Origin of the sequence: Streptomyces sp. NPDC051243, assembly GCF_044455405.1 — a bacterium.
In the GTDB taxonomy this organism is placed as follows: Bacteria; Actinomycetota; Actinomycetes; order Streptomycetales; family Streptomycetaceae; genus Streptomyces.
The window spans coordinates 134,018-159,983 of record NZ_JBITES010000018.1; the positions used below are offsets into that span (position 1 = coordinate 134,018).

A 25,966-nucleotide genomic window follows, 5' to 3' on the forward strand; every position below is an offset into this window, starting at 1 on the left:
TGGTCACCCTACTAGGCCTTGGTGACGGTGCGGCACCCTCCGGTGCCGCGCTGTGCACGGGCCGACGCGTAGAGACATACGGCGGCGGCGGTGGCGAGGTTCAGGCTCTCGGCCTTCCCGTGGATCGGTACGCGCACGACGGCGTCGGCCAGCGCACGGGTCTCCTCCGGAAGACCCCACGCCTCGTTCCCGAACACCCAGGCCGTCGGCCCGCCCATGGTCCCCTTGTCGAGCTCGTCGTCGAGGTCCCGGTCGCCCGCACCGTCGGCGGCGAGGATCCGCACCCCGGCGTCCTGGAGTCCGGCCACGGCCCGCTCGACGGGCACGCCCACGGCGACGGGAAGGTGGAACAGGGAGCCCACCGAGGCCCGTACGGCCTTGGGGTTGTACAGGTCCACGGAAGCGTCGGTGAGTACGACGGCCTCGGCTCCGGCGGCATCGGCGCACCGCAGGACGGTCCCGGCGTTCCCGGGGTCCCGAACGTGCGCGAGGACGGCGACGAGCTTGGGGCGGGCGGTGAGGATCTCCTCGAAGGGGGTGTCGACGAACCGGCAGATCCCGACGAGCCCCTGTGGGGTCACGGTGGTCGAGATGTCGGCGATCACCTGCTCGTCGGCGAGGTGCACCCGGGCGCCCGCCGCACGGGCCTCGCCGATGATGTCGGCGTAGCGCTCCGCGGCCTCGACGGTCGTGAACAGCTCCACCAGCGTGGAACCGTGCGCCGCCGCCTCCCGCACGGCCTGCGGCCCCTCCGCGAGAAACAGCCTCTCCTTGCCCCGGAAGTTCCGCTTGGCGAGCCGCCGGGCGGCGGAGACGCGGGGGGAACGGGGGGAGATCAGCTCGGGGCTGGCGGGGGGCATCGGGTTCACCTTGGAGTTCTGAGGTTCTCGGACACAACAGGACCCGCAAGCCTCCTCGGCCTGCGGGTCCCTTCAGTCACATCGGCCTGGGGCCGCGGAGCGTCACGCCGCCTTGGGAGCGTTGACGTCCGACGGCAGGGCCTTCTGGGCGACCTCGACGAGCGCGGCGAACGCGTTCGCGTCGTTGACGGCCAGCTCGGCGAGGATCTTGCGGTCGACCTCGACGTTGGCGGCCTTCAGGCCCTGGATGAAGCGGTTGTAGGTGATGCCGTTGGCGCGGGCAGCGGCGTTGATGCGCTGGATCCACAGCTGGCGGAAGTCACCCTTGCGCTTCTTGCGGTCGTTGTAGTTGTAGACCAGCGAGTGGGTGACCTGCTCCTTGGCCTTGCGGTACAGGCGCGAACGCTGACCGCGGTAGCCGGAGGCCTGCTCGAGGATCGCCCGGCGCTTCTTGTGGGCGTTCACTGCCCGCTTGACGCGTGCCACTTTTTACTCCTTGTAGCGGGGCCGCGGTTGGACTCACACGGCCCGGAATCGATTGGGTCCCGGTCCAGACGTACGGCGCTCAGGGAAAGCGCCGCGTGCGTCACTTGCCGAGAAGCTTCTTGATCTTCGCGGCGTCGCCCGGGGCCATCTCGGCGTTGCCGGTGAGGCGACGCGTCACGCGGGACGACTTGTGCTCGAGCAGGTGGCGCTTGCCGGCGCGCTCACGGAGCACCTTGCCGGAGCCGGTGACCTTGAAGCGCTTGCTGGCACCGCTGTGCGACTTGTTCTTCGGCATAGCGCCGTTCTCTCCTCGTAGGTGGCGCTCCGATGCCCGGTCGTGAAACCGGGCACGGTGGAGCGTCGCTCTTGTATCGGTTACGTCCTGGGGACCTGGGTCCCCCGGGATCACGCCTCGGCGGAAGCCTCGGCAGGGGCCTCGACGGCAGCGTCCGCGGCGTTCTGCGACTTGCCGGGGTTGGCCTTCGCTTCTGCCTTGCGGGCTTCCTGCGCCTGGCGGGCCTCGGCCATCGCCTCGGTCTTCTTCTTGTGCGGACCGAGAACCATGATCATGTTTCGGCCGTCCTGCTTCGGGTTCGACTCGACGAACCCGAGGTCCTGAACGTCCTCCGCGAGCTTCTGCAGCAGCCGGTAGCCCAGCTCGGGCCGGGACTGCTCGCGACCACGGAACATGATCGTGATCTTGACCTTGTCGCCCTGCTTGAGGAACCGGACGACGTGACCCTTCTTGGTGTCATAGTCGTGCGGGTCGATCTTCGGCCGGAGCTTCATCTCCTTGATGACCGTGTGCGCCTGGTTCTTGCGCGCCTCACGGGCCTTCATGGCCGACTCGTACTTGAACTTCCCGTAGTCCATGAGCTTGCACACGGGCGGACGGGCGTTCGCCGCTACCTCGACGAGGTCGAGGTCGTACTCCTGGGCAAGCTCCAGTGCCTTGGCCAGCGGGACGATGCCCACCTGCTCGCCACTGGGACCGACAAGTCGCACCTCGGGAACGCGAATCCGGTCGTTGATGCGGGGCTCGGCGCTGATGGATCCTCCTCGGTTAGCACCACACGGCGGTCTGGCGGACAGCCGCGTATGTCTCTCGTTCGTAAGACCTAACCGCGCCGAAGCACAAAAAATGCCCCGGACGATCACAGGCGGGGCTCCAAACACTTCCGGAGCACCGTCGCGATGATCGCGGGGCGCGATTTCGGGCGACTCCATCGTCCGTACGGAACGATGGTGGCCGCCTGACCGGGGTGACCCGCCGTCCCGGGGGACGGTCAGGTGGGAGATCGGAGCCTCCACTTGTGGGCTGAGCACATACATGTCCAGCCGGTCGTTACACAAGGTTAGCAGCATCCCGGGGGTGGCGCGAACCGGTGTGCACCGGGGCCTATCGTGTGAGGCATGAGTGACACCTCCCCCTCGGACACCCCCGAGACCTCCGGCCCGACCGACTTCGACGCCATGACCCGGGACATCGCCGAGGTCCCCGCGGTCGAGGTGATCGTGACGGTCGCCGTCAACCTGATGAGCGCCGCCGCCGTGAAGCTCGGTCTCACCGAGGAGGGCGACAAGTACAAGGACCTGGACGAGGCCCGCAAGCTGGTGCACGCCCTCGCCGGGCTGCTGGACGCGAGCACGACCGAGATCAGCTCCTTCCACGCGGCCCCGCTGCGCGACGGTCTGAAGTCGCTGCAGCTGGCGTTCCGCGAGGCGTCGATCGTCCCGGACGAGCCGGGTCAGGGGCCGGGCGAGAAGTACACGGGCCCGGTCTACGGCTAGTTCCTCACCCTCGTACGTACAGGGGCTCGCCCGGAGGCGTCGTCCCGGCCGGCAGCAGTGCCAGGTCGAGACCGCGCACCAGGCGGGCCCTCAGCGTTTCGTCGGCGGCGAGCCGCTCGGCGACGGCGCGGGCGGCCCGGGCGGGAACGGCGGAGGCGTCCAGCACGAGGGCGAGGGTGCCGTCGGCCTGTCCGGGCCCGAGGTGGGCGCGGAGCACGGCGGGCTCGGCGGCCACGGCGGCGCGCACCGCCTCCCGCACGGCCGGGTCGGCCAGCGGATCCGTGGTCGTACGCCCCTCGGCGAGGGCGAGCAGCGCGCGTCCGGTCAGCTCGTAGGGCACCGGACCTGCCATGTCCAGCACGATCGTGTCCGCCTTCTCGTGCACGGCGGCCTGCAGGGCCTGGTGCAGCGGTACGGCGACGGGGCGGGCCGCCGGGTCCCAGCGGGCGAGGGAGTCGGTGGACGTGAAGGCGGGCAGGGCGGTGCGATCACCGGCCTTCAGGGTCGGTACGGCCATGTCGCTGGTCTTCTCGCGGCGCAGCCCGTTCTCGTCCTCCTCGACCTCGCCGAGCACGGCCACGACGGGGACGAGCAGCCGGGCGTCCCTGAGCGCCGCCAGGACGGGCCCCTCGGCGGTGCGGTCCTCGGCCCAGGCGGCGAGCGCGGCGCTCAGCCGGGGGTCGGCGGAGCCGTCGTCGTCGGAGAAGGGAGAGTCGGGAATGTTCTTGTTCGCCACGGTCACCGACCCTATCGGGGGGATGCTGCTGCGCTTGTGCGGCCCCGGAAACCGTGCCGTGACACACCTGCGCGCACTCTCCGTTTCTCTGACACAGATCTAACCTCCGTCTAACGGCACGCACAGACGCCGCCCCCACGATCGCGGGCATGGAGTCCTCCAGAGCCCGCCGAAGCCGCCGCGCTCGTCCGGGAAAGCGCCGCTCCCTGCTGTACGGCGCCCTCGCCGCCGTCACCGTCCTCGGCGGTACGTCCGCGGGAACCGTGTACGTGAAGGCGCAGGCGCACTCCGGGGGGAGGGCCGTATCGTCGGCGGCGTCGCCGTCGGCCTCGGTCTCGCCCTCGGCAGCGGTATCGGTGGGCGGGGAGGCAGCGGTGGAGCCTGTGGCGCGGCCGACGGTGGATCACGACGGGCTGCTGGCGACGGCCATGGAGTCGGTGGACGTCCCGGACGGGGTCGAGATGTCGGTGGCGGTGCTGGACACGGAGTCCGGTGAGGATGCCGGGTACGGCGACGGCGTCTTCGACACGGCGAGCATCGTCAAGGTCGACATCCTCGCGGCGCTCCTGCTGCGGGCGCAGGACGAGGGGCGGCAGCTGACGGCGGCGGAGAAGTCGTACGCGACCGCGATGATCGAGCACAGCGACAACGCCTCCGCGTCGGAGCTGTGGCGGGCGATCGGGCGGGCGGAGGGACTCGACGCCGCGAACGAGCGCTTCGGGCTGACGGAGACCGAGGGCGGCGACGGCATGCTGTGGGGGCTGACGCAGACCACGGCGGCAGATCAACTCCGGCTGCTGCGACAGGTGTTCGGGGGTGCGGAGTCCGAGCTGAGCGAGGCCTCGCGGGCGTATCTGAGCGGGCTGATGGGGCAGATCGCCGTGGGTCAGCGGTGGGGGGTGTCGGCGGCGGGCGACGGCGGCGCGTGGGCGCTGAAGAACGGGTGGCTGCCGCGTACGGCCACCGGGCTGTGGGTCGTCAACAGCGTCGGGCGGGTGACGGTCGACGGCCACGACTATCTGGTGGCCGCGCTGTCCCAGGGCAACGTGACGCAGGAGAAGGGGATTTCCCTGGTCGAGGCCGTGGCGGTGGCGGCGGTGTCGGTGTTCGCCGGGGAGGGGGGCGTCGGGGCGTCCGCCGCCGCCACCGCCTCGTCGGAGTCCGCCACGACGGCGTCGTAGCCGGTCGGGCGCCCTGGACCACCGCCCGATTTCCCGTCGCCGTTCGGTTCGAACGTCAGTAGCCTGACGCGGTGCCGTCGTCAGACCTCCTGTCCCGAGCCCTGTCCGCCCCCGTCGATCCGCCCCTGCGGCCGCTCCCGGCGCCGGTGGCGGACCTTCTTCGCGCCCTCGACGCCCCGCCGCGGCTGGCCGCCCATCTGCGTGCCGTGCACGACGTCGCGGTTCAGCTGGTCGACTGGGTGCGGGAGCGGTATCCCGGCGTGGACATCGACCGCGAGGCCGTGCTGTTCGGCGCGGCGACGCATGACATCGGCAAGACGGTGCACGTCGCCGAGTTGTCGGGGTCCGGGTCGTCACACGAAGAGGCGGGGCGGGAACTGCTGTTGGCGCACGGGTTCGGGCCGGAGCTGGCCCGGTTCGCCGGGACGCACGGTGCCTGGCGGGATCCCGGGGTGACGCTCGAGGATCTGCTGGTGAGCACGGCGGACAAGATCTGGAAGAACAAGCGCGTGCCGGATCTCGAGGACGCCGTCGTCTCGCGGCTGGTGTCGGCAACCGGCCTTCCGAGCTGGGAGGAGCGCCTGGCGGTCGATGAGTTGCTCGAGCGCATCGGTGACGGAGCCGACCGTCGACTGGCCTTCCAGGCCTCCTTCCCGGCACCTGGGACGGGTCTCGTCGACGGAGCGGAGCACCCGGTGATCCGGTTCCTGCGCGAGGTCGCCACAGAAGTGGGGATCGACGACCCTGAGGTGGAGTGCACGGTCTCCCCTGGAAATGTGGAGATCTACGGGCTCAGGTGCCCGGACGCCGACCTCGGGGACGCTCTGTGGCGGCGGCTGCGGGCGCTGCACGGGGACACCGGACTCTGGCCGGTTCTGAGTCATCGGTCGCCGGCCGAGTGGGAGGAGGGGCGGCATGCCCACGGGCCCGAGTCGCTCTGGGTCTGTCTGATCGAGGCGGACCGGCCGTCCGCGCTCCCGCAGCTCCTGCCTGGCATGCCGGGACACACCGGTTCTGCAGGTTGAACGCGCGGTCTGTCGGCGGCCTGAAGGCTGAGAAGTCTCAGAAGTCTCAGAAGTCGAAGCGTCCGCGGGGGCCGCGCAGTACCACGACCGCCGCGACCAACAGCAGGACGCCGGCTCCGCCCGCGAGCGCGGCGGTCCAACTCGTCGCGTCGTCGTCGGACTTGGCGGCCTCGGGGCCCGAGCCGAAGTAGCGCTCGCCGTAGGCCGCGGCCTGGAGGTTCTTCGGCTTGATGGTCGCGGCCTTCTTGATGGCGGCGGCCGGGTCGATGAAGCCGTAGCCGCGGGAGTCGTCGCGGCCGTCGCTGGGGGCGTCGCGGGCGGTGTCCTCGAGAAGCTTCTTGATCTGGGCCGGGGTCAGGCCCGGATGGGCGGCCTTGATCAGGGCCACCGCTCCGGAGACGAAGGCGGCCGCGGCGCTGGTGCCCCAGCCCTCGTAGTACTTGTGGTCGGGGTCGGCGATGACGACATCGACGCCGGGGGCGCTGACCGTGGCATACCAGCGGCGGGTGGAGAAGGAGGCGCGGGTGCCGTAGCGGTCGACGGCGGTGGCGGCGATGACGCCCGGGTAGGCGGCCGGGTAGGAGATATGGTCGCCCTTCTCGCCGCCGTTGCCGGCGGAGGCGACGACGACGGCACCCTTCTTCAGGGCGTACTGGACGGCCTCGTCCTCGCCGGCCTCGGGGTGGGCGGACTTGGAGTCGTCGCCGAGGGAGAGGTTGATGACGTCGGCGCCGTGGTCGGCGGCCCAGCGGATGCCTTCGGCGAGGGCGTTGCCGCGGGTGCTGCGGGCCTTGGCGCGGGCGGAGTCGCCGTCCTCCAGGATGACGCGGACAGGGAGGATCTTGGCCTCGGGGGCGATGCCCATGACGCCGTCGCCGCCCCCGGCGCCGTGTCCGTGACCGGCGATGATGCCGGCCATCGCGGTGCCGTGCCGGGCCCAGGCACGGTCGCCGCGCTCGGCGCCGAAGCCGACCATGTCCTTGCCCTCGAGAACGTTGCCGGCCAAGTCGGGGTGGTCGGCCTCGACTCCGGTGTCGAGGACGGCGACGGTGATGCCGGCGCCCTTGGTGGTCTGCCAGGCCTCCTGCGTGTGCATGGCGTCCAGGGCCCACTGGCGGGCGCGTATCGAGTCGGCGTGCGCGGCGGTGGGGGGCAGGAGGGCGAGGCCGGCGGCGAGGAGCACGGCGAGCGGGGCGGTACGGCGGCTCATGAGGGTCCTCCGGGGCGTGGTCGCCACGTTGCTCGTGCCGGGGTTCATGACGACTGCTCCGTGGCCGGGCCGACGTTCTTGCGCAGGGCGCGTTCGACGCGGTCGGCGAGGCCCTGTGCCTCGTGGCCGAGGCCGGCCTGGGCGACGGACGTGGTGGTGCCCGACCGCATGGCCTCCTCGGCGGGCTCGGGCTCGTCGACGGTGCGGTCGTCGGCCCAGCCGGAGACGGCGTAGACGACGACGGGGGCGTCGGTGAGGACGGACACCGTCCAGGAGGCGCGCTGCGCGTCGCCGAACCCGGCGGCCAGGGTGCCCTTGGCCGCGTAGGGGCGGGGCATGAGGTCGGTGCGGCGGTCCAGGCCCTCCTTGGCGATCCGGGTCTCGAGCGAGCGCATGGCGGCCGCGTCGGCCTCGGTGAAGAGCAGGCCGACGGTGGTGACGTAGCTCTGGGTGGCGTCGATGTACGTGGCACGCAGGAGACGCTCGCAGCCGACGGGCGCGAGGGCCTTGCGCAGCAGCGGGTCGAAGGCGTTCGCGCAGCCGCCGTCCGGGGCGACGGCGATCCGCGTCCAGGTCCGGTCGGCGCCGCCGGGTCCGGCGCCCTTGCCGATCACCGTGCGCGGGAACAACTGGTCGACGGGCGCGCTGTGCCACAGGGTCCCGGCCGCGGCGTAGGTGTCCTGCGCACCGCCGTCGCCGGGCTCCCCGACCAGCCAGCTTCCGGTCACGGCCCCGCCGATGAGACCGAGCCCGAGCACGACGCAGGCGGCGGCCATGGCGACCCGGGGCCGGATCCGCACCCCGAGGGGTCTCGGCCGCGCCCGCTCGTCGTACCCCTCGGGCTCCCCGAACGACACGACGGGCCGCCCGGCGCCCGGGGACGCGCCCGGTGTCAGTGGCGCGCTCCAGGAGAGGGCGGGGTCCGGGGCGAAGCCGGCGGAGGCGGGGTCGTGGCCGTTCGTCGGGTGTCCGGTGGAGTGGGCGGGCGCGGAGGGCGCCGTTGCGTGGCCGTTCGCCGGGTGCCCCGTGGCCGTGGGGTAGGCGGGCGCGGATGGCCCGGTCATGTGGGCATTCGTGGGGTGCGCCGAGCCGTGGGCCGGCGCGGAGGCCGCGTACCCGTTGCCCGCTGACGGGTGCCCGGTCGAAGGCTTCCGCTCGGGAGGGAGCGGGGCCGATACACCGGGTCGCGGGGGTGGCGGGGTGGCACCGGGACGGCGCGTGGGGTCGGCGGGTGCCGGGCCGGGACCAGTGGCCGAGGCCGGAGGCATGGCGGCGGCGCCCTGCGGCTGCCCGCTCCCGGGCCGCGAAGGCGCGCCGCCCGGGCCCTGGGCCCCGGAGGCACCCGCCTGAGACGGCACACCGGCGACACCGGCAGAGCCCGGCGCGGACCCGCTGCCACCCGGTCGGGAAGGCACACCGCTCAAGCCGCCCGCCTGGGGAGGCACGCCGCTGGAACCGGGCGCGGAGGGCCGCCGGCTGCCGGACTCGGGTGACGGGGCCCCGGGGATCGGCCGGAGCCGGAACGTGGTCTCCGCCGCCGTCTCGGCGGGGGCGCCCGTACGGCGCGGTGTCGCGGGCCGCTCGGCCGGGCGGGGCGGTATGCCGCCGGGAGCCGTCGGCCCGGCGGCCTCCTGGCGCAACGATCCGCCGCGGTCCGGACGCCCCGCTGTGGGCGGCGCGTCCGGGAAGCGCGCCGAGGCCCGGGGCGGGGGCGGGGAGGTGGGGTCGGCGTCCGCGGTGGCGGGGCCGCTCAGGTCGGGGATGCGGGGTGACGTACCTGACATACCGGTCGTACTCGATGGATCGGATGCACGGGAGGTGCCGGACGTGGGGCCGGCCGGGCTCACCGGGGATCCCGGCGTGCCGGCACCTTCACCATGGGACGCCGGTACGGCACCCGCGCCGCCGGTCACCGGTCCCGCCGTTCGCGAAGCCTCGCCGGGCGCCTGTGCCTGCCGTGCGCCCGGGCCGGTCGGCTGCTCGCCCCGCGTGGGGCCGGGCGTCGGCGGTTCCGTGGGTCTCGGGGGTGTCGTCGGGCGGGGCGGGACGGCAGGCGGCGGAGGTGTCGTGGGACGCGGGGGGACGGGGGCGCGGCGCGCTTCCGTGCTCATGCACCCCCCGTTTCCTCGATGTCCGGGCCCGATCTCGTACGCGGACCGTCGTTCCGTGTTCCGTCTGCCCTGCCCGGCGCGGACTCCTCCGACCAGGCACGCATACCCGCACGGGCGGAGCGTCATCCCGGCGCGACCGAGCGGCCGTGGGCGTTCCACTCATGCGTGCGCGTCACTCTACGGGTTGATGCCCGGCGAACGGGAACCAGTCCACGACCCTGCGTAAATCTGCCCGGAACGTCCCCCTACCCTGCGGTAATCCGGTCTGGCAGGCTGCGTTCATGACTGCGCGCGCCGCCGACCGGGCCCGTTACGACCGGGCCACCGCCCATCTCGACGCCCCTCTCGCGATCGTGGACCTGGACGCCTTCGACGCCAACGCCGACGATCTCGTCCGCCGCGCGGGCGGGAAGCCGATCCGGGTCGCCAGCAAGTCCGTACGCTGCCGGGCCCTGCTGGAGCGGGTGCTCGCGAAGGACGGGTTCGCGGGGATCATGTCCTTCACGCTCGCCGAGTCCCTGTGGCTGGCGCGCTCCGGCTTCGACGACGTCCTGCTCGCCTACCCGTCCGCCGACCGCGCCGGTTTCGCCGAGCTGACCAGTGATCCCAAGCTCGCCTCCGCCGTCACCGTGATGATCGACGATCCGGCACAGCTGCGGTTCATCGACGACGCCCGGGACGGGGGCCGCGAAGTGGTGCGGGTCTGCCTGGAGTTGGACACCTCGCTGAGGATGTTCGGCGGGCGCGTGCGGGTCGGCGCCCGGCGCTCGCCGCTGCACTCCCCCGCCCAGGTCGCCGACATGGCCCGGGCCGCCGCCCGGCGGCCCGGCTTCGAGGTGGTCGGGATCATGGCGTACGAGGGGCACATCGCCGGCGTCGGGGACGCGGTGGCGGGGCGGCCGCTGCGGTCGCGTGCGATACGGCTGATGCAGGCGACCGCGCGCCGGGAACTCGCCGAGCGGCGGGCCGAGGTGGTGCGGGCGGTACGGGCCGTGGTGCCGGGGCTGGAGTTCGTCAACGGCGGCGGGACCGGCAGCGTGCAGCACACCGCCGCCGAGGACTGCGTCACCGAGATCGGGGCCGGGTCGGGGCTGTATGTGCCGCGGCTGTTCGACAACTACACGTCCTTCAGCGGGCGTCCGGCGGCGCTGTTCGCCCAGCCCGTCGTGCGCCGGCCGGGGGTCGGGGTCGTGACCGTCCTGGGTGGCGGGTATCCGGCCTCGGGCGCCGCCGGGCCCGACCGGCTTCCGGTGCCGTATCTGCCTGAGGGGTTGCGCTACGACCCGCAGGAGGGGCCCGGCGAGGTGCAGACGCCGCTGCTCGGCTCCCCGGCCGACGATCTGCTGATCGGCGACAAGGTGTGGTTCCGGCACGCCAAGGCCGGTGAGCTGTGCGAGCGGTTCGACGCGCTGCACCTCGTCGAGGGCGACTCGGTGACGGCGGTCGTACCGACGTATCGCGGCGAGGGCCGGACTTACCTCTAGTCCGGCCCGCACCCTTCCGTCCCCTGGGGCGGCCTAGGCCGTGTCCGCAAAGTCCCGCCTGCCCCCCGCCCTCCGGGCGGACGACGGGACTTTGCGGACACGACCTAGAGCGGTGTGACGTACGCCCCGGAGATCCCGCCGTCGACCAGGAAGTCGGTGGCGTTCACGAACGAGGAGTCGTCGCTGGCCAGGAAGGCGACGGCGGCCGCGATCTCCTCCGCCTCGGCGAAACGGCCGACCGGGATGTGCACCAGGCGGCGCGCGGCGCGCTCCGGGTCCTTGGCGAACAGCTCCTGCAGCAGCGGGGTGTTGACCGGTCCCGGGCACAGGGCGTTGACCCGGATGCCGTCGCGGGCGAACTGCACGCCGAGTTCGCGGGACATGGCCAGCACGCCGCCCTTGGAGGCCGTGTAGGAGATCTGGGAGGTGGCGGCGCCCATCCTCGCCACGAAGGACGCCGTGTTGATGATGGAGCCCTTGCCCTGCTGCCGCATGTAGGGGATTGCGGCCTTGCAGCACAGGTAGACGGAGGTGAGGTTGACCTCCTGGACGCGCTTCCAGGCCTCCAGGCCGGTCTCCAGGATGGAGTCGTCGTCGGGCGGCGAGATACCCGCGTTGTTGAAGGCGATGTCGACGCTGCCGTACGTGTCGAACGCCGTCCGGAACAGCGCCTCGACCTGCTCGGAGTCCGTGACGTCGACCTTCACGAAGATCCCGCCGACCTCCTCGGCGGCCGCCTTGCCGCGCTGCTCGTCGACGTCGCCGCAGACGACATGGGCGCCCTCGGAGGCGAGGCGGCGGGCGGCGGCGAGGCCGATGCCGCTGCCGGCGCCGGTGATGACGGCGGTACGGCCGACCAGTCGGCGGCAGATGTTTTCCTCGGTCGCTGAGGTCGATGAGGTCACTGTGCGGGGCCTTCCGTGCTGATGAAGACGTTCTTGGTTTCGGTGAAGGCGGTCAGGGCGTCCGGGCCCAGCTCACGGCCGATGCCGGACTGCTTGAAGCCGCCGAAGGGGGTCCAGTAGCGGACGCTGGAGTGGGAGTTGACGGACAGGTTGCCGGCCCGGACCGCCTGGGAGACGCGCAGGGCGCGGCCGACGTCACGGGTCCAGATGGAGCCGGAGAGGCCGTAGTCGGTGGCGTTGGCCAGCTGGATGGCCTCCGCCTCGTCCTCGAAGGGGAGGACGACGGCGACGGGGCCGAAGACCTCCTCGACGGCCACGCGCGCGTGCGGGTCGACGCCGGTCAGGACGGTCGGCGGGAACCAGAAGCCGGGGCCCTCGGGGGCCTTGCCGCGGATGCCGTCGGCGCCGGGGTCGACGTACGAACGCACCCGTTCCAGCTGTGCCCTGGAGATCAGCGGGCCCATCTGCGTCTGCTCGTCCGCGGGGTCGCCGACCGTCACCGCCTCGATCGCGGGGCTCAGCAGCTCCAGGAAGCGGTCGTAGGCGGAACGCTGGACGAGGATGCGGGTGCGGGCGCAGCAGTCCTGGCCGGAGTTGTCGAGGAAGGACATGGGGGCGGCGGCCGCGGCGGCCTCGAGGTCGGCGTCGGCGAAGACGATGTTGGGACTCTTGCCGCCGAGTTCGAGGGTGACGCGCTTGAGGAGCGCCGAGCCCTTGGCCAGTACTTGTCTGCCGACGGTCGTCGACCCGGTGAAGACGATCTTCGCGACACCCGGGTGCTCGACGAGGGCGTTGCCCGCGACGGGGCCGTGGCCGGGCAGCACCTGGAACAGGCCCTCGGGCAGCCCCGACTCCAGCGCCAGCTCCGCCAGCCGCAGAGCCGTCAGCGGGGTCGTCTCGGCGGGCTTGAGGAGCACGGCGTTGCCGGCCGCGAGCGCGGGGGCCGTGCCCCAGGCCGCGATCGGCATCGGGAAGTTCCAGGGGGCGATGACGCCGACGACTCCGAGCGGTTCGAGGATCGTGACGTCCAGGCCGCCGGGGACCGGGATCTGGCGGCCGGTCAGCCGCTCCACTCCCCCGGCGGCGTAGTCCAGCAGGTCGCGGACGTTGCCGGCCTCCCAGCGGGCGTTGCCCACGGTGTGACCGGCCTCGCGGACCTCCAACCGGGCGAGTTCTTCGAGGTGTTCGTCCACCTGGACGGCGAAGCGGCGCAGCAGCCGGGCGCGTTCGCCGGGCGCGAGGGCGGCCCACCCGGACTGCGCCTTCGTAGCGCGTACGACGGCGGCGTCCACGTCGGCCGCGGTGGCGGCCGGGACGGTGGCGACGACCTCTTCGGTGGCCGGATTGAGTACCTGGAGCTGGTCGGACAAGGAGGGCCTCACATGCGTTCGAAGGAGCGGCGCAGCTCCCAGTCGGTGACCGCGGCGTCGAAGGCGTCCAGTTCGACGCGCGCCATGTTGCGGTAGTGCGCGACGACCTCGTCGCCGAAGGCGGCCTTGGCGATCGGGCTGTTCTCCCAGAGTTCGGCGGCCTCGCGCAGGGTCGTGGGGACGTGCTCGAAGCCGGCGGCGTAGGCGTTGCCGGGGCAGGGCTCGGGCAGTTCCAGCTTCTGCTCGATGCCGTAGAGGCCGGCCGCGACCAGTCCGGCGACGGCGAGGTGCGGGTTGACGTCGCCGCCGGGGAGCCGGTTCTCGAAGCGCATCGAGCGGCCGTGGCCGACGACGCGCAGGGCGCAGGTGCGGTTGTCGTAGCCCCAGGCGACGGCGGTCGGGGCGAAGGAGCCCGGCTGGAACCGCTTGTAGGAGTTGATGTTGGGGGCGTAGAGGAGGGAGAAGTCGCGCAGGGCGGCGAGCTGTCCGGCGAGGAAGTGCCGCATGACCTCCGACATGCCGCCTTCGCCGTCACCCGCCATCGCGTTGTTCCCGGCGGCGTCCGCGAGCGAGAGATGGATGTGGCAGGAGTTGCCCTCGCGCTCGTTGTACTTGGCCATGAAGGTGATCGAGACGCCCTCCTGGGCCGCGATCTCCTTGGTGCCGGTCTTGTAGACGGCGTGCTGGTCGCAGGTGACCAGGGCGTCGTCGTACTTGAAGGCGATCTCGTGCTGGCCGGGGTTGCACTCGCCCTTGGCCGACTCGACGGTGAGGCCGGCGCCCGCCATCTCGTTGCGGATACGGCGGAGCAGGGGCTCGATGCGCCCGGTCCCCAGCACGGAGTAGTCGATGTTGTACTGGTTGGCCGGGGTCAGCCCTCGGTAGTTCGCGTCCCAGGCCTGCTCGTAGGTGTCCTTGAAGACGATGAACTCCAGCTCGGTGCCGACGTTCGCCGTGTAGCCGTGCTCGGCGAGGCGCTCCAGCTGGCGGCGCAGGATCTGGCGGGGCGCGGCGACCACGGGTGAGCCGTCGTTCCAGGCGAGGTCGGCGATCAGCATGGCCGTGCCGGCGTTCCAGGGCACGCGGCGCAGCGTGGCGAGGTCGGGGTGCATGGCGAAGTCGCCGTAGCCGCGGTCCCAGGAGGACATGGCGTAGCCGTCGACGGTGCTCATCTCGGTGTCGACGGCGAGGAGATAGTTGCAGCCCTCGGTGCCGTGGTGCAGGACCTCGTCGAGGAAGAAGCGGGCGGCGAACCGCTTGCCCTGGAGCCGCCCTTGCATATCGGGGAAGGCCAGGACGACAGTGTCGATCTCACCGCTCGCGACGAGGGCGTGCAGCTCCTCGACGCTCAGCGGGGGTGTGCGGTCTGCCACGGGAGAGCCTCCATTCGGCTACTTCGGCCAGCCGGGAGCCATAAGGTATTGCGTAGGACCATTGATTGGGAAGGGGGTCCGGCCACATGTCGCAGGCGGACACGGAGCACGGGGCGCCCGGGACCGACGACCGGCTGACGCCGGTGCTGCGGCCGGTGCGGGCCGGCAACGGCTTCGAGGAGGCCCTGGAGCAGATCCTCCAGGTCGTCCGGCTCGGCCTGGTGCCGGGCGGCGAACGGCTGCCGGCGGAGCGGGAGCTGGCCGACCGGCTGGGGATCAGCCGGGTGACGCTGCGCGAGGTGCTGAAGGTGCTCCAGGACCAGGGCCTGGTCGAGTCGCGGCGCGGCCGCTACGGCGGCACGTTCGTGCTGCCGCGCGCCGAGACTCCCGGCGAGGAGGAGCTGCGACGCCGCCTGAAGGACGTCGACGTCGAGGACACCCTGCGCTTCCGCGAGGTGCTGGAGGTGGGCGCGGCCGGGCTGTGCGCGGCGCACGGGCTGGACGAGGAGCAGGCGAACCGGCTGCGCGAGGCCTTGGCCCGCACGCACGACGCCCCGCTCGCCGAGTACCGGCGCCTGGACACCCTGCTGCACCTCACCCTCGCCGAACTGTCCGGCTCCCCCACGCTCACCGCCCAGTACGCGGCCGTGCGCGCGACCGTCAACGACCTCCTCGACTGCATCCCGCTCCTCGTCCGCAACCTCGAGCACTCCCAGCGCCAGCACACCGCCCTGGTGGAGGCCGTGATCGAGGGCAACGCGGAGTGCGCGCGGGAGATCATGCGCGAGCACTGCGGGGGGACGGCGGCACTGCTGCGGGGCTTCCTGGGCTGAGCGCCGCCCGCCCATCGGCGGTCAGGGATTTACCGGCGATTAACGCACGGGTATTGCCTTCCCGCGGTTGACACCGCAAAGGTATGGATCCATTCCATTGAGCCGGAGCTCGGTCGACTCCACCGTGCCCGGAAGCCACCCGGAACACCTCTGTGTGTCCGCCGCCCGTGGGGAGTCTGCCCATGTCCCTGGAATCCACCAGCACACCCGCCGCCGCGGAGGCGGACGACTATCTGGAGCGCAGAACACTGCGCCGCGGCAGCGCCGGCTGGGTGCTGCTCACCGGTCTCGGCGTCGCCTACGTCGTCTCCGGCGACTACTCCGGCTGGAACTTCGGCCTGGCCGAGGGCGGCTTCGGAGGCCTCGCGATCGCCATGGTGCTCATGGGCGCGATGTACGCCTGCATGGTCTTCGCCCTCGCCGAGCTGTCCTCGATCCTGCCGACGGCGGGCGGCGGCTACGGCTTCGCCCGCCGGGCGCTCGGCCCGTGGGGCGGCTTCCTGACCGGTACGGCGATCCTCATCGAGTACGTCCTCGCGCCCGCCGCCATCGTCATCTTCATCGGCGACTACGTCGAGTCGCTGGGCCTGTTCGGTCTGGAGTCCGGCTGGCCGGTGTACCTGGTCTGCTTCGCGATCTTCCTCGGCATCCACCTGTGGGGCGTGGGTGAGGCGCTGCGCTTCAGCTTCGTGGTCACCGGCATCGCGGTGGTCGCCCTGGTCGTGTTCGCGCTGGCGGCGCTGCCCGACTTCTCCTTCGGCTCGCTGGACGACATCCCGGTGGACTCCTCGGCGGCGGGGTCGAGTTCCTGGCTGCCCTTCGGTCTGCTCGGCATCTGGGCGGCGTTCCCGTTCGGGATGTGGTTCTTCCTGGGCGTCGAGGGCGTCCCGCTGGCCGCCGAGGAGACCAAGGAGCCGGCCCGCACCCTGCCGAAGGCGATCCGCTGGTCGATGGCGATCCTGGTGGTGCTGGCCGTGGTGACCTTCTTCGCGGCGGCCGGCGCACGCGGCTCGGCGGCGATCCAGGAGGCGGGCAACCCGCTGGTGGAGGCACTCCAGCCGGACGGCGAGGCCACGGCCCTGAGCCGGATCGTGAACTACGCGGGCCTCGCCGGACTGGTGGCCTCGTTCTTCTCGCTCATCTACGCGGGCTCGCGCCAGCTGTTCGCCCTGTCCCGCGCGGGCTACCTGCCCCGCTTCCTGTCCCTCACCAGCAACCGCAAGGCGCCGTACCTGGGCCTGCTGGTGCCCGGCACGATCGGTTTCCTGCTGGCGGCGGCGTCGGGCGACGGCGCGCGGATGCTGAACATCGCGGTCTTCGGCGCGACCATCTCCTACGCGCTGATGTCCCTGTCGCACATCGTGCTGCGCCGCCGGGAGCCGGAACTGCCCAGGCCGTACCGCACGCCGGGCGGCGTCCTGACGTCCTCGGTCGCGCTGGTGCTGGCGTGTGCGGCGCTGGTGGCGACGTTCCTGGTGGACGTGACGGCGGCGTTGATCGCGCTCGCGGTGTACGTGGTCGCGATCGGGTACTTCGGCCTGTACAGCCGCAAGCGCCTGGTGGCGAAGGCGCCGGAGGAGGAGTTCGCGGCGCTGGCGGCGGCCGAGGCAGAGTTGGCACGGGACTGAAACGTCGAGGAACGTCTGCGGACGTCGAGGAACGACTGCGGACGTGGAGGACCGTCTAGGGACGTCGAGGGGACGTCCAGGGAGAGGGAGTCGCTGTGGCCAGGCCGCTGATCGGGGTCAGCACCTATCTGGAAGCCGGTGCGCGCTGGGGCGTGTGGGAGCTGGACGCGGCGCTGCTGCCGGTCGGGTATCCACGGCTGGTGCAGCGGGCGGGCGGCCTGGCCGCGATGCTCCCGCCGGACGACCCGGCGCTCGCGGCCTCGGCCGTGGCTCGGCTGGACGGGCTGGTCATCGCCGGCGGACCGGACGTCGAACCGGTCCGCTACGGAGCCGAGCGCGAGTCGCGCACCGGGCCGCCGGCGCGGGAGCGGGACGCGTGGGAGCTGGCGCTGATCGACGCGGCGCTGGCGGCGGGGCTGCCCCTGCTGGGCATCTGCCGGGGCATGCAGCTGCTGAACGTGGCCCTCGGCGGGACGCTCGTCCAGCACATCGACGGTCATGCGGAGGTCGTGGGCGTCTTCGGCAGCCACACGGTCAAGCCGGTGCCGGGGAGTCTTTACGCCGGTGTGGTGCCGGAGGAGACCTCGGTGCCGACGTATCACCACCAGGCCGTGGACCGGCTGGGGGCGGGGCTTGTCGCGTCGGCGTACGCGGTGGACGGGACGGTGGAGGCGGTGGAACTGCCGTCGGGCGGGGGGTGGGTGTTGGGGGTGCAGTGGCATCCGGAGATGGGGGAGGATCTGCGGGTGATGCGGGGGCTGGTGCGGGCCGCCGCCGGCTGACGCCGGGGTGTTTCTCGCCCCCGCCGCCCCTACCCGTCCCGTCCCTGGGGGCTACCGCCCCCCAGACCCCCGCTTCGGCCCTGAAGGGGCCTCGTCCTCAAACGCCCGACGGGCTGAGTTGGTCAGCCCTCCGGCGTTTGAGGAGCGGGGGTCCAGGGGGCAGAGCCCCCTGGCGGGGGCGAAAACTGTCTACCCCCGCGTCAGCGACAGCAGGTCCCGCGCCGGGCCCACAGGCCGGTGCCCCATCGGCCAGACCGCCCGCAGATCCCGGGCCAGGGAGACATCGGCCAGCGGGATGCTCACCAGGCGTCGCATCGACAGCTCCTCCCCCACGGCCAGCTCGCTCAAAACCGCCGGCCCCGCCCCGCCCACCGCAGCCGCCTTCACCGCAGTGGTCGAGGACAGCTCGATCAGAGGCCGGGCCAGACCCCCCAGCGCCGCGTCCAGCACCTGACGCGTACCCGACCCCTTCTCCCGCAGGATCAGCGGCGTCGCCGCCAGCTCCGTCGCCGCCAGCGGCCGACGCCGGCGCGACCACACATGACCCGGCGCCGTCACCACGATCAGGCTGTCGTGGGCGATGACCACGGAGTCCAGCCCGGTCGGGACCGACAGCCCCTCCACGAACCCCAGGTCCGCCTCGTCCGCCAGCAACCGCTCCGCCACGGCCGCCGAGTTCCCGGCGAGCAGCGACACCGCCGTGTCCGGACGCTGGGCGCGCAGCGCGAGCAGCCAGCCGGGCAGCAGGTACTCCGCGATCGTCATGCTCGCCGCCACCCGCAGCCGCGAATCACGCCGGTCCCGCAAGGCCTGCGCCCCCGCGTCGAACGCCTCCGCCGCCTCCACGATGCGCCGCGCCCAGTCCGTCACCAGCGCCCCGGCGTCCGTCAGCCGCGAGCCCCGCGGTGAGCGGTCCACCAACGCCACGCCCAGCTGGCGCTCCATCGACCGGATCCGGCTGCTCGCCGCCGGCTGAGTGATCCCCAGCTCACGCGCCGCCCCGCCGAGACTGCCGAGCCGCGCCACCGCCAGCAACAGCTCCAGCGCGCCGAGATCCGGAACGCGGTGCGCCAGGGATCCCGCGCGCGACTGCCCCTCCGCCACCTCTGTCATAAGCCCAGTTTATGCCGCCATAGAGGCAAACTCCCTGGTGGGAGGCGACAGACGCAACGACCCTTGGCCCATGGTCACCGCCGTCCGTCACCTCGGACCCAACTGGTACGCCTCCGTCATGGGCACCGCCGCCGTCGCCACCGCCGGAGCCGCGCTGCCCCTTCGGCTCCCCGGCCTGCGCACGACCTGCGCCGCCGTCTGGGGGCTCTCCCTCGTCCTGCTCGTCATCCTGCTCGCCGCCCGTGCCCTGCACTGGACCCACCACCGCGACCAGGCCCGCGCCCACCTGCTCGACCCGGCCACGGCGCCCTTCTACGGCTGCCTGGCCATGGCCCTGCTCGCGGTCGGCGGCGGTGCCGTCACCGTCGGGCGGGACTGGATCGGTACCGGGGCCGCGGTCGCGCTCGACGCCGTGCTGTTCGGCGCCGGTACGGTCGTCGGGCTGGCGGCCGCCGTCGCCGTCCCGTACCTCATGGCCGTACGCCATCGCATCGAGCCGTCACAGGCCACGCCGGTATGGCTGCTGCCGCTCGTGGCGCCCATGGTGTCGGCCGCGCTCGGGCCGCTCCTCGTGCCGTATCTGCCGCCCGGGCAGGCCCGGGAGACGCTGCTGCTCGCCTGCTTCGCGATGTTCGGGCTCAGTCTGCTCGCCACCCTGCTGATGCTGCCGCTGGTCTTCGCCCGGATCGTCGCCGGCGGGCCGCTGCCCCTCGCCCTCACCCCGACCCTCTTCCTGGTGCTGGGGCCGCTCGGGCAGTCCACCACCGCCGTCGGCAGCTTCGCGGACGTCGCCCCGGGGGTGGTCCCGGCCCCGTACAGCGGGGGGTTCGGCGTGCTCGCCGTCCTCTACGGCGTGCCCGTCATGGGCTTCGCGCTGCTGTGGTTCGGGCTCGCCACCGCCCACGTCCTGCGCGCCCGGCGCCGCGGGATGGGGTTCGCGCTGACGTGGTGGGCGTTCACCTTCCCGGTCGGCACCTGTGTCACCGGCGCCGCGGCACTGGCCCGGCACACCGGGCTCGTGGTCTACGAGGGGCTCGCGGTCGGGCTGTACGCCGTACTCGTGGGCGCCTGGGCCGTCGCCGCCGTGCGCACCGCGCGCGGGCTGCTCAGCGGTGCGCTGCTCGCAGCGCCTCGGACAGCACTCCCGGCGCCTCGGCCAACGACGGGCCGTACCAGGTCAGGTGCCGTCCGCTGACCAGCGCGCAGGACAGGCCGGGGAAGGCTTCGGGGCCGTCGTCGGCCGCGAAGCGGTACGGCTCGTCCGGGAGGACGACCACGTCGGGAGACGCGGCGCGCAGCTCGTCCAGAGGGACGCGTGGGTAGCGGTCCTCGTGCGACGCGTAGAGGTGGTCCACGCCGAGGCGGGCCAGCACGTCGCCCGCGAAGGTGTCGCGGCCCAGCGCCATCCAGGGGCGCCGCCAGATGGGTACCACCGCCGTCGTGCGGCGCTCCGGGGGCGGGAGTGACGCCCACGTCTCCTCCGCCTCCTCCAGCCACCGCGGGCGCCCCGTCGTCCCGCAGGCGTCCAGCACGCGGGCCAGCTCACGGAAGGCCTGCGGGACGTCCCGCACTTCGGTCACCAGGACCTCGACGCCGGCTGCGCGCAGGGCGGCGAGGTCGGGCTCGCGGTTCTCCTCCTCGTTGGCGATCACCAGGTCGGGGGCGAGGGCGAGGATCTTCTCGAGCTTCGGGTTCTTGGTGCCGCCGACGCGGGTGACGTCCAGGCCGGCGGGGTGGCTGCACCAGTCCGTGGCGCCGACGAGGACGCCGGGTGCCGAGACGGCCACGGCCTCCGTCAGGGACGGCACCAGGGTGACGACGCGCATCAGCGCCCCGGCCGGTCCCGGACCGCCTCGATGTGCTCCGCCACCGCGACGACGACCACACGCGTGTCCGGCACGGTCGCCCGCCAGCGGTGGCGCACCCCGCCGGTGAGGTAGAGGGTGTCGCCGCGGCCCAGGCGGTAGGCGCGGCCCTCCGCCTCGATCTCCACGGCGCCGTCGGCGACGTACATCAACTGGTCGTTGCGGTACTGGAATTCACGGCCCGCGTCATGGTCGCCGGTGAACTCCGAGGCGTGCATCTGATGGTGACCGCGCACCAGGGACCGGGTCCGTGGTTCCGGCGCCAGTTCGGTGGTGTCGGCCCGGACCACGTCGACGCTGCACGCCGGGTCGGCGGCGGCGAGAAGCTCGACCGCGGTCGTACGCAGTGCGTCGGCGACCTTCTCCAGGGAGCTTGTGCTGGGGCGTGCCCGGTCGTTCTCGACCTGGCTCAGGAAGGGCACGGACAGGCCGCTGCGCTCGGCCACGACGGCGAGCGTGAGGTCCAGCGCGCGGCGTCGCCGCCGTACGGCCGCGCCCACCCGAAGGGGCTGCTCTTTGTGGTCGCCCATCGCTCCGGCTCCCTCCTTCGCTCGTCGGTCCGCTGTCCGGGTGCCCGCCGTCCGGCGCACACCTTGTGTTGGGTTCCTTGCACCCTACGCATGTTCGGCAAACCGTTTCATGCGCCCGTCACATCGACGACACATCGGGGGGAGTACGACCCATCGGTTCGCGCCAGCGGATCGGCTCCCCCGACTCACCGGTCACCCCCATGCCACCCCTGACTCCCGCTCAGCGCAAGAGAGCCGCCCCTTTCTTCACTGCTCCCGCGGCCGTCCGTGTTCCCTGGTCTGCCCTGGTCCTCCTGGGATGGAGAGCCAGGTCAGCGGGGCCGCCGGGGGCCGCGCGCCGGGCCGTCAAGGCGGTGGCGGCGGTGGGGAGTTGGCTCGGCCGGGCTCGGGTGGTGGGGTAGCGCTGCGTGGTTGTCCGGATCCTTTTCGTGGCATGCCGCGTGACTATGCGGAAAGCCGGAAGGGGTGGGCCCGCCGTACGTGAGGGGAAAACGTACGGCGGCACCCACCCCTCGGGCGGCGGTCCGGGGCTGTCAGGTCACCCGGCCGCCTGGCTCTTCTCGTCCGATCCGGCGATCGGAGCCCACTTGTCCAGCAGACCCGGATGCTGCTTCAGCCAGGTGCGGACGGCGTCCTGCTCCTTGCCCTTGCCGGCCTTGGTGATCTGCGACTCCAGGCCGGTGAGCTGCTCCTCGGTCATGGAGAAGTCCTTCAGCCACCTGCCGACCTCGGGGTTGTCCTCGGCGAAGCCCTTGCGGGCGAGGGTGTGTACGCCGTCGCCCTTGCCCCAGGCGCCCTTGGGGTCATCGAGCTTCTTGAGGTCGTAGTCGCTGTACGCCCAGTGCGGCGACCAGAGCGTGACGACGACCGGCTCCTTCTTGGCGTACGCCCGCTTGAGCTCGGCCAGCATCGCGGGCGTCGAGCCGTCCACGACGTCGTACGTGCCCTGAAGGCCGTACTCCTTGAGGACCTTGTCCTTGAGCAGGCCCATCATTCCGGCGCTCGGCTCGATGCCGATGATCTTGCCCTTGAACTCGGCGGACTTGTTCCTGAGGTCCGCCAGGGAGTTCACGTCCTTCATGTACGAGGGGACGGTGAGCTCCAGGGAGGTGGGGCCGTACCAGGAGCCGAGGTCGTCGAGCTGCTTCCCGTACTTCGTCCAGTACTCGGCGTGCGTGGTGGGCAGCCAGGCGTCCGTCTGGAAGTCGAGCTGGCCGGTGGCGACGCCGGTGTAGAGGGGGCCGGCGGCGTACTGGGTGGTCGTCACCTTGAAGCCGCGTCGCTCCAGCAGCTCCTTCCAGAGAAACGTGGAGGCGATGCCCTCGTCCCACGGGATGTAGCCGATCTTGATCTCCCTGCCCTTGCCGATGTCCGTGGCGGAGGCCTCGGCGGTGCCGGCTGACGGGCCGAAGGTGCCCAGGCCGCCCGCCACGAGGGCCAGGATCGCCACGCCGGCGACCGCGACGACGGGACGGGGGCGGTAGCTCCAGATCTTGGTGTTGCCCGTGGCCCGTGCCTTGGCGGCGGCGCGGCGGCCGAGCGGGGAGATCTGGGCGCCGAGCGCGCCGGTGATGCGGTCCAGATAGATGGCGAGGACGACGATGCCGACGCCCGCCTCGAAGCCGAAGCCGATGTCGAGCTGGCCGATGGCCTCGTTGACCGCGCCGCCGAGGCCGCCGGTGCCGACCATGCCGGCGATGACGACCATCGACAGGCTCAGCATGATCACCTGGTTGACGCCCGCCATGATCGTCGGCAGGGCGAGCGGGAGCTGGACCCGCAGCAGGGTGTCGCGGGGTGGGGTGCCGAAGGCCTCGGCGGCCTCGACGAGCTCGGCGTCGACCTGCCGGATGCCCAGCTCGGTCATGCGGACGCCGGGGGCCAGCGCGAAGATCAGGGTGGCGATGACGCCGGCGGCGGTGCCGAGGCCGAAGAAGAGGATGGCCGGGATCAGCAGCACCATCGACGGCATCGTCTGGAGCAGGTCCAGCACGGGCCGCAGGGTTGCGCTGACCGCCTTGGAGCGGGCCGCCCAGATGCCCAGCGGGATCGAGATCACCAGCGCGATGACCGTCGCCACCAGCACCAGGGCCAGCGTCGACATGGCCCGGTCCCACAGGTCGAGCGAGTCGACCAGCGCGAACCCGGCGAAGCCGAGGACGCCCGCGACGAGGCCGCGCAGCCACCAGGCGAGCACGGCGAGGATGCCCGCGAGAAGCAGGGGCTCGGGGGCGGTCAGGACGGCGTTGACGCCGTCGTACATGCCCTCCACGAGCGCCTTGATCGCGTCGAAGAGCCAGCCCATGTGGGCGACGAGCCAGTCCACACCGGAGTCGACCCAGTCACCGAGAGGGAGCCTAGGCATGTGCGATCACCTTCCCCTCGGGGTTGTCGCAGGGCGCGGGATCGGCCGTCTCGTCGCCCAGGAAGGCGACCAGCCGCTGCCGCGGCACGACTCCGATGACCTTGTTCGCGTCGTCCACGACCGAGACGCGGTGCGACAGCCGGGCGCTGATCGCGCACAACTCCGCGAACGTCGTCTCGCCGGTCGCGGTCTCGCAGGCGCACAGGGGGGCGTCGGCGGTGACGGAGGTGTCCATGAGGGCGGCCGCGGTCAGCACGCGGGAGCGGTCGACGTCCTGGATGAAGGAGGCGACGTAGTCGTTCGCCGGTCGCAGCAGGATGTCCTCCGCCGAGCCGGTCTGGACGATACGGCCGTCGCGCATGACCGCGATGCGGTCGCCGAGGCGCATGGCCTCGTTCAGGTCGTGGGTGATGAAGACGATCGTCTTCTTCAGGGTGCGCTGCAGTTCCAGCAACTGGTCCTGCATGTCGCGGCGGATCAGCGGGTCGAGCGCGCTGAAGGACTCGTCCATGAGGAGCAGGTCGGCGTCGGTGGCGAGGGCGCGGGCGAGCCCCACGCGCTGCTGCATGCCGCCGGACAGCTCGTCGGGCCAGGACTTCTCCCAGCCGGCCAGGCCGCACAGCCGAAGGGCCTCGGCGGCGCGCTTCTCGCGCTCGGCGCGGGGCACGCCCTGGACGGCGAGACCGTAGGCGGCGTTCTCCAGGACGCTGCGGTGCGGGAAGAGCGCGAAGTGCTGGAACACCATGCTGATCTTCTTCGCGCGGACCTCGCGCAGTTCGCGGTCGCTCAGCGCGGTCAGGTCCTGGCCGTCGAAGCGGACGTGGCCCGCGGTCGGCTCCAGCAGCCCGTTGAGCATGCGCAGCAGGGTGGACTTGCCGGACCCGGACAGGCCCATGACGACGAAGATCTGGCCCGGTTCCACGGTGAAGGAGGCGTCGATCACGGCGGCGGTGATGCCGTCCGCGCGCAGCTCCTCGCGGTCGGCTCCCTGGCGGAGCCGCTCCACGGCCTCGTCCGGTCGTCTGCCGAACACCTTGTGGAGATGTTCGGCCTCAAGCCTGGCTGACACGGGTACCTCTCGTCTGGACGGCGGTGAAGGGGCGACGGACACGGCGGTTGAATGTGCAAGCGACGTCACTCCGAGGCCGCGCCTGCCCGGGTTCTCCGGGCACAAACGCACAAGTGGTCCAGGCCACAGAAATGGCACAGAGCGCAACCCGTTGCGCGGGCGGAGCACACGGCAGGGACGCCGTGCCGCACCGAAGGGCCGCTGTCAGTGCCGTACGGCATGATGCGTGGCGTGACCGGACGACTGATGCTCCTCGACACCGCCTCGCTCTACTTCCGCGCCTACTTCGGCGTCCCGGACTCCGTGAAGGCCCCGGACGGCACGCCGGTGAACGCCGTGCGCGGGCTCCTCGACTTCATCGACCGCCTGGTCAAGGACCACCGCCCGGACCAGCTGGTGGCCTGCATGGACGCCGACTGGCGGCCGCAGTGGCGGGTCGAGCTGATCCCCTCCTACAAGGCGCACCGCGTCGCCGAGGAGCACGAGGTGGGGCCGGACGACGAGGAGGTGCCGGACACCCTGTCGCCGCAGGTGCCGGTCATCGAGGCCGTTCTCGACGCGCTCGGGATCGCACGTGTGGGGGTCGAGGGGTACGAGGCGGACGACGTGATCGGCACGTTCACCGCGCGGGCGAAGGGCCCGGTCGACATCGTCACCGGCGACCGTGACCTGTACCAGCTGGTCGACGACGCGCGCGGCGTGCGGGTGCTGTACCCCCTCAAGGGTGTGGGCACGCTCCAGCTCACCGACGAGGCGTGGCTGCGCGAGAAGTACGGCGTCGACGGGCGTGGGTACGCAGATCTGGCGCTGCTGCGCGGCGACCCGAGCGACGGCCTGCCGGGCGTGCCCGGGATCGGCGAGAAGACGGCGGCGAAGCTGCTGGCCGAGTTCGGCGACCTGGCCGGGATCATGGCCGCGGTCGACGACCCGAAGGCGAAGCTCACGCCCTCGCAGCGCAAGCGGCTGGACGAGTCGCGGCCCTACGTCGCCGTGGCACCGACGGTGGTCCGGGTCGCGGCAGACGTTCCGCTGCCGGATGTCGACACCACGCTGCCGCGTGCGCCCCGCGATTCGGCGGGGCTGGACGAGCTGGCGGTGCGGTGGGGGCTGGGCGGGTCGCTGCAGCGACTGCTCGTGACGCTGGGGGCGTGAAGGGCGCGAGCAGGTGAATGGGTTTCCGGGGGCGGGGAATTCGGTCCTGCGTGTGCGACATGCACACCTTCCATGAACGTTCATAGCGGCATTCGCC

General features: G+C 72.2%; 22 protein-coding genes and 2 pseudogenes. 9 read left to right on the top strand and 15 right to left on the bottom strand.

Annotated features, from left to right (window positions below; genetic code table 11):
* Positions 1–11: 11 nt before the first annotated feature.
* From ACIBAG_RS37175 to infC, 4 genes and pseudogenes are all read right to left on the bottom strand, one after another.
* Positions 12–860, bottom strand: coding sequence for a TrmH family RNA methyltransferase (locus ACIBAG_RS37175; protein ID WP_399111476.1), 849 nt, complete (start codon positions 858–860; stop codon positions 12–14).
* A 102-nt stretch (positions 861–962) separates the two neighbouring features.
* The gene (rplT, locus tag ACIBAG_RS37180; RefSeq protein ID WP_006141703.1) at positions 963–1,346 is read right to left on the bottom strand and encodes a 50S ribosomal protein L20; all 384 of its coding nucleotides are present in this window, start codon (positions 1,344–1,346) and stop codon (positions 963–965) included.
* A gap of 100 nt (positions 1,347–1,446) precedes the next feature.
* Entirely contained in the window at positions 1,447–1,641 is a 195-nt protein-coding gene (rpmI, locus tag ACIBAG_RS37185) for a 50S ribosomal protein L35 (protein ID WP_004933563.1), read from the bottom strand.
* 110 nt (positions 1,642–1,751) lie between these two features.
* Positions 1,752–2,421, bottom strand: a pseudogene (gene infC / locus ACIBAG_RS37190) (translation initiation factor IF-3).
* A gap of 338 nt (positions 2,422–2,759) precedes the next feature.
* Between infC and ACIBAG_RS37195 the strand changes: the two are divergent.
* A complete protein-coding gene (locus tag ACIBAG_RS37195) occupies positions 2,760–3,137 on the top strand; it encodes a DUF1844 domain-containing protein (RefSeq protein ID WP_399111478.1) in 378 nt (125 codons plus the stop codon).
* A gap of 4 nt (positions 3,138–3,141) precedes the next feature.
* Here ACIBAG_RS37195 and ACIBAG_RS37200 read toward each other — a convergent pair whose 3' ends face one another.
* Positions 3,142–3,873, bottom strand: a complete 732-nt coding sequence (locus ACIBAG_RS37200) for an SseB family protein (protein WP_399111479.1) — start codon at positions 3,871–3,873, stop codon at positions 3,142–3,144.
* 149 nt (positions 3,874–4,022) lie between these two features.
* Between ACIBAG_RS37200 and ACIBAG_RS37205 the strand changes: the two genes are divergently transcribed.
* Both ACIBAG_RS37205 and ACIBAG_RS37210 read left to right on the top strand, forming a co-directional pair.
* The gene (locus ACIBAG_RS37205; RefSeq protein WP_399111481.1) at positions 4,023–5,054 is read left to right on the top strand and encodes a serine hydrolase; all 1,032 of its coding nucleotides are present in this window, start codon (positions 4,023–4,025) and stop codon (positions 5,052–5,054) included.
* A gap of 89 nt (positions 5,055–5,143) precedes the next feature.
* Positions 5,144–5,710, top strand: a pseudogene (locus tag ACIBAG_RS37210) (HD domain-containing protein); the annotation flags it as partial.
* 415 nt (positions 5,711–6,125) lie between these two features.
* Here the strand turns inward: ACIBAG_RS37210 and mycP are convergent.
* Together mycP and ACIBAG_RS37220 are read right to left on the bottom strand one after the other, a co-directional pair.
* Entirely contained in the window at positions 6,126–7,289 is a 1,164-nt protein-coding gene (gene mycP, locus ACIBAG_RS37215; RefSeq protein ID WP_399111612.1) for a type VII secretion-associated serine protease mycosin, read from the bottom strand.
* Positions 7,290–7,333: 44 nt separating this feature from the next.
* Positions 7,334–8,353, bottom strand: a complete 1,020-nt coding sequence (locus ACIBAG_RS37220) for a hypothetical protein (RefSeq protein ID WP_399111482.1) — start codon at positions 8,351–8,353, stop codon at positions 7,334–7,336.
* A gap of 1,328 nt (positions 8,354–9,681) precedes the next feature.
* On the opposite strand from ACIBAG_RS37220, the gene ACIBAG_RS37225 reads away from it, so the two are divergent.
* Complete coding sequence (locus ACIBAG_RS37225) at positions 9,682–10,884, top strand: amino acid deaminase/aldolase (RefSeq protein WP_399111484.1); 1,203 nt, start codon at positions 9,682–9,684, stop codon at positions 10,882–10,884.
* A gap of 104 nt (positions 10,885–10,988) precedes the next feature.
* Here ACIBAG_RS37225 and ACIBAG_RS37230 read toward each other — a convergent pair whose 3' ends face one another.
* Genes ACIBAG_RS37230 through ACIBAG_RS37240 form a run of 3 tightly spaced genes read right to left on the bottom strand, consistent with a single transcriptional unit; the run spans position 10,989 to position 14,532 of the window.
* Positions 10,989–11,789: a 3-oxoacyl-ACP reductase gene (locus tag ACIBAG_RS37230; RefSeq protein WP_399111485.1), complete on the bottom strand. Its 801-nt coding sequence runs from the start codon at positions 11,787–11,789 to the stop codon at positions 10,989–10,991.
* Positions 11,786–13,159, bottom strand: a complete 1,374-nt coding sequence (locus ACIBAG_RS37235) for an aldehyde dehydrogenase family protein (protein ID WP_399111486.1) — start codon at positions 13,157–13,159, stop codon at positions 11,786–11,788. The genes ACIBAG_RS37230 and ACIBAG_RS37235 overlap by 4 nt, the downstream gene beginning before the upstream one ends.
* 8 nt (positions 13,160–13,167) lie before the next feature.
* Positions 13,168–14,532 (bottom strand): glutamine synthetase family protein, encoded by a 1,365-nt coding sequence (locus ACIBAG_RS37240; protein WP_399111487.1) that lies wholly within the window; start codon positions 14,530–14,532, stop codon positions 13,168–13,170.
* 86 nt (positions 14,533–14,618) lie between these two features.
* Between ACIBAG_RS37240 and ACIBAG_RS37245 the strand changes: the two genes are divergently transcribed.
* The 3 genes from ACIBAG_RS37245 to ACIBAG_RS37255 all read left to right on the top strand — a co-directional run bounded on the left by ACIBAG_RS37245 (position 14,619) and on the right by ACIBAG_RS37255 (position 17,775).
* A complete protein-coding gene (locus ACIBAG_RS37245) occupies positions 14,619–15,365 on the top strand; it encodes a FadR/GntR family transcriptional regulator (protein WP_399111489.1) in 747 nt (248 codons plus the stop codon).
* A 182-nt stretch (positions 15,366–15,547) separates the two neighbouring features.
* Positions 15,548–16,993 carry an ethanolamine permease gene (gene eat / locus ACIBAG_RS37250; RefSeq protein ID WP_399111490.1) on the top strand — a complete coding sequence of 482 codons (1,446 nt, stop codon included), beginning with the start codon at positions 15,548–15,550 and terminating at the stop codon, positions 16,991–16,993.
* 107 nt (positions 16,994–17,100) lie between these two features.
* On the top strand, positions 17,101–17,775 hold the full coding sequence (locus ACIBAG_RS37255; protein ID WP_399111614.1) for a gamma-glutamyl-gamma-aminobutyrate hydrolase family protein: 675 nt from the start codon (positions 17,101–17,103) through the stop codon (positions 17,773–17,775).
* Between the two features lie 189 nt (positions 17,776–17,964).
* Here ACIBAG_RS37255 and ACIBAG_RS37260 read toward each other — a convergent pair whose 3' ends face one another.
* Positions 17,965–18,888 carry a LysR family transcriptional regulator gene (locus tag ACIBAG_RS37260; protein ID WP_399111492.1) on the bottom strand — a complete coding sequence of 308 codons (924 nt, stop codon included), beginning with the start codon at positions 18,886–18,888 and terminating at the stop codon, positions 17,965–17,967.
* A gap of 70 nt (positions 18,889–18,958) precedes the next feature.
* Between ACIBAG_RS37260 and ACIBAG_RS37265 the strand changes: the two genes are divergently transcribed.
* Positions 18,959–20,083, top strand: a complete 1,125-nt coding sequence (locus tag ACIBAG_RS37265; RefSeq protein WP_399111493.1) for a TDT family transporter — start codon at positions 18,959–18,961, stop codon at positions 20,081–20,083.
* Here ACIBAG_RS37265 and ACIBAG_RS37270 read toward each other — a convergent pair.
* The 4 genes from ACIBAG_RS37270 to ACIBAG_RS37285 all read right to left on the bottom strand — a co-directional run bounded on the left by ACIBAG_RS37270 (position 19,995) and on the right by ACIBAG_RS37285 (position 24,717).
* Complete coding sequence (locus tag ACIBAG_RS37270) at positions 19,995–20,714, bottom strand: helical backbone metal receptor (protein ID WP_399111495.1); 720 nt, start codon at positions 20,712–20,714, stop codon at positions 19,995–19,997. The genes ACIBAG_RS37265 and ACIBAG_RS37270 overlap by 89 nt on opposite strands.
* A complete protein-coding gene (locus ACIBAG_RS37275; RefSeq protein ID WP_399111496.1) occupies positions 20,714–21,283 on the bottom strand; it encodes a helix-turn-helix domain-containing protein in 570 nt (189 codons plus the stop codon). The genes ACIBAG_RS37270 and ACIBAG_RS37275 overlap by 1 nt, the downstream gene beginning before the upstream one ends.
* A 538-nt stretch (positions 21,284–21,821) precedes the next feature.
* The gene (locus ACIBAG_RS37280; protein ID WP_399111498.1) at positions 21,822–23,648 is read right to left on the bottom strand and encodes an ABC transporter permease/substrate binding protein; all 1,827 of its coding nucleotides are present in this window, start codon (positions 23,646–23,648) and stop codon (positions 21,822–21,824) included.
* A complete protein-coding gene (locus ACIBAG_RS37285) occupies positions 23,641–24,717 on the bottom strand; it encodes a glycine betaine/L-proline ABC transporter ATP-binding protein (protein WP_399111499.1) in 1,077 nt (358 codons plus the stop codon). Before ACIBAG_RS37285 ends, ACIBAG_RS37280 begins: the two co-directional genes overlap by 8 nt.
* A 222-nt stretch (positions 24,718–24,939) precedes the next feature.
* On the opposite strand from ACIBAG_RS37285, the gene ACIBAG_RS37290 reads away from it, so the two are divergent.
* A complete protein-coding gene (locus tag ACIBAG_RS37290) occupies positions 24,940–25,869 on the top strand; it encodes a 5'-3' exonuclease H3TH domain-containing protein (RefSeq protein WP_399111616.1) in 930 nt (309 codons plus the stop codon).
* Positions 25,870–25,966: the final 97 nt, after the last annotated feature.

Coding starts and splice junctions, on each gene's coding strand:
- ACIBAG_RS37175 (WP_399111476.1), bottom strand. CDS start 860: ATGCCCCCCGCCAGCCCCGAGCTGATCTCCCCCCGTTCCCCCCGCGTC.
- rpmI (WP_004933563.1), bottom strand. CDS start 1,641: ATGCCGAAGAACAAGTCGCACAGCGGTGCCAGCAAGCGCTTCAAGGTC.
- ACIBAG_RS37195 (WP_399111478.1), top strand. CDS start 2,760: ATGAGTGACACCTCCCCCTCGGACACCCCCGAGACCTCCGGCCCGACC.
- ACIBAG_RS37205 (WP_399111481.1), top strand. CDS start 4,023: ATGGAGTCCTCCAGAGCCCGCCGAAGCCGCCGCGCTCGTCCGGGAAAG.
- mycP (WP_399111612.1), bottom strand. CDS start 7,289: ATGAGCCGCCGTACCGCCCCGCTCGCCGTGCTCCTCGCCGCCGGCCTC.
- ACIBAG_RS37220 (WP_399111482.1), bottom strand. CDS start 8,353: ATGACCGGGCCATCCGCGCCCGCCTACCCCACGGCCACGGGGCACCCG.
- ACIBAG_RS37225 (WP_399111484.1), top strand. CDS start 9,682: ATGACTGCGCGCGCCGCCGACCGGGCCCGTTACGACCGGGCCACCGCC.
- ACIBAG_RS37245 (WP_399111489.1), top strand. CDS start 14,619: ATGTCGCAGGCGGACACGGAGCACGGGGCGCCCGGGACCGACGACCGG.
- eat (WP_399111490.1), top strand. CDS start 15,548: ATGTCCCTGGAATCCACCAGCACACCCGCCGCCGCGGAGGCGGACGAC.
- ACIBAG_RS37260 (WP_399111492.1), bottom strand. CDS start 18,888: ATGACAGAGGTGGCGGAGGGGCAGTCGCGCGCGGGATCCCTGGCGCAC.
- ACIBAG_RS37265 (WP_399111493.1), top strand. CDS start 18,959: ATGGTCACCGCCGTCCGTCACCTCGGACCCAACTGGTACGCCTCCGTC.
- ACIBAG_RS37270 (WP_399111495.1), bottom strand. CDS start 20,714: ATGCGCGTCGTCACCCTGGTGCCGTCCCTGACGGAGGCCGTGGCCGTC.
- ACIBAG_RS37275 (WP_399111496.1), bottom strand. CDS start 21,283: ATGGGCGACCACAAAGAGCAGCCCCTTCGGGTGGGCGCGGCCGTACGG.
- ACIBAG_RS37280 (WP_399111498.1), bottom strand. CDS start 23,648: ATGCCTAGGCTCCCTCTCGGTGACTGGGTCGACTCCGGTGTGGACTGG.
- ACIBAG_RS37290 (WP_399111616.1), top strand. CDS start 24,940: ATGCGTGGCGTGACCGGACGACTGATGCTCCTCGACACCGCCTCGCTC.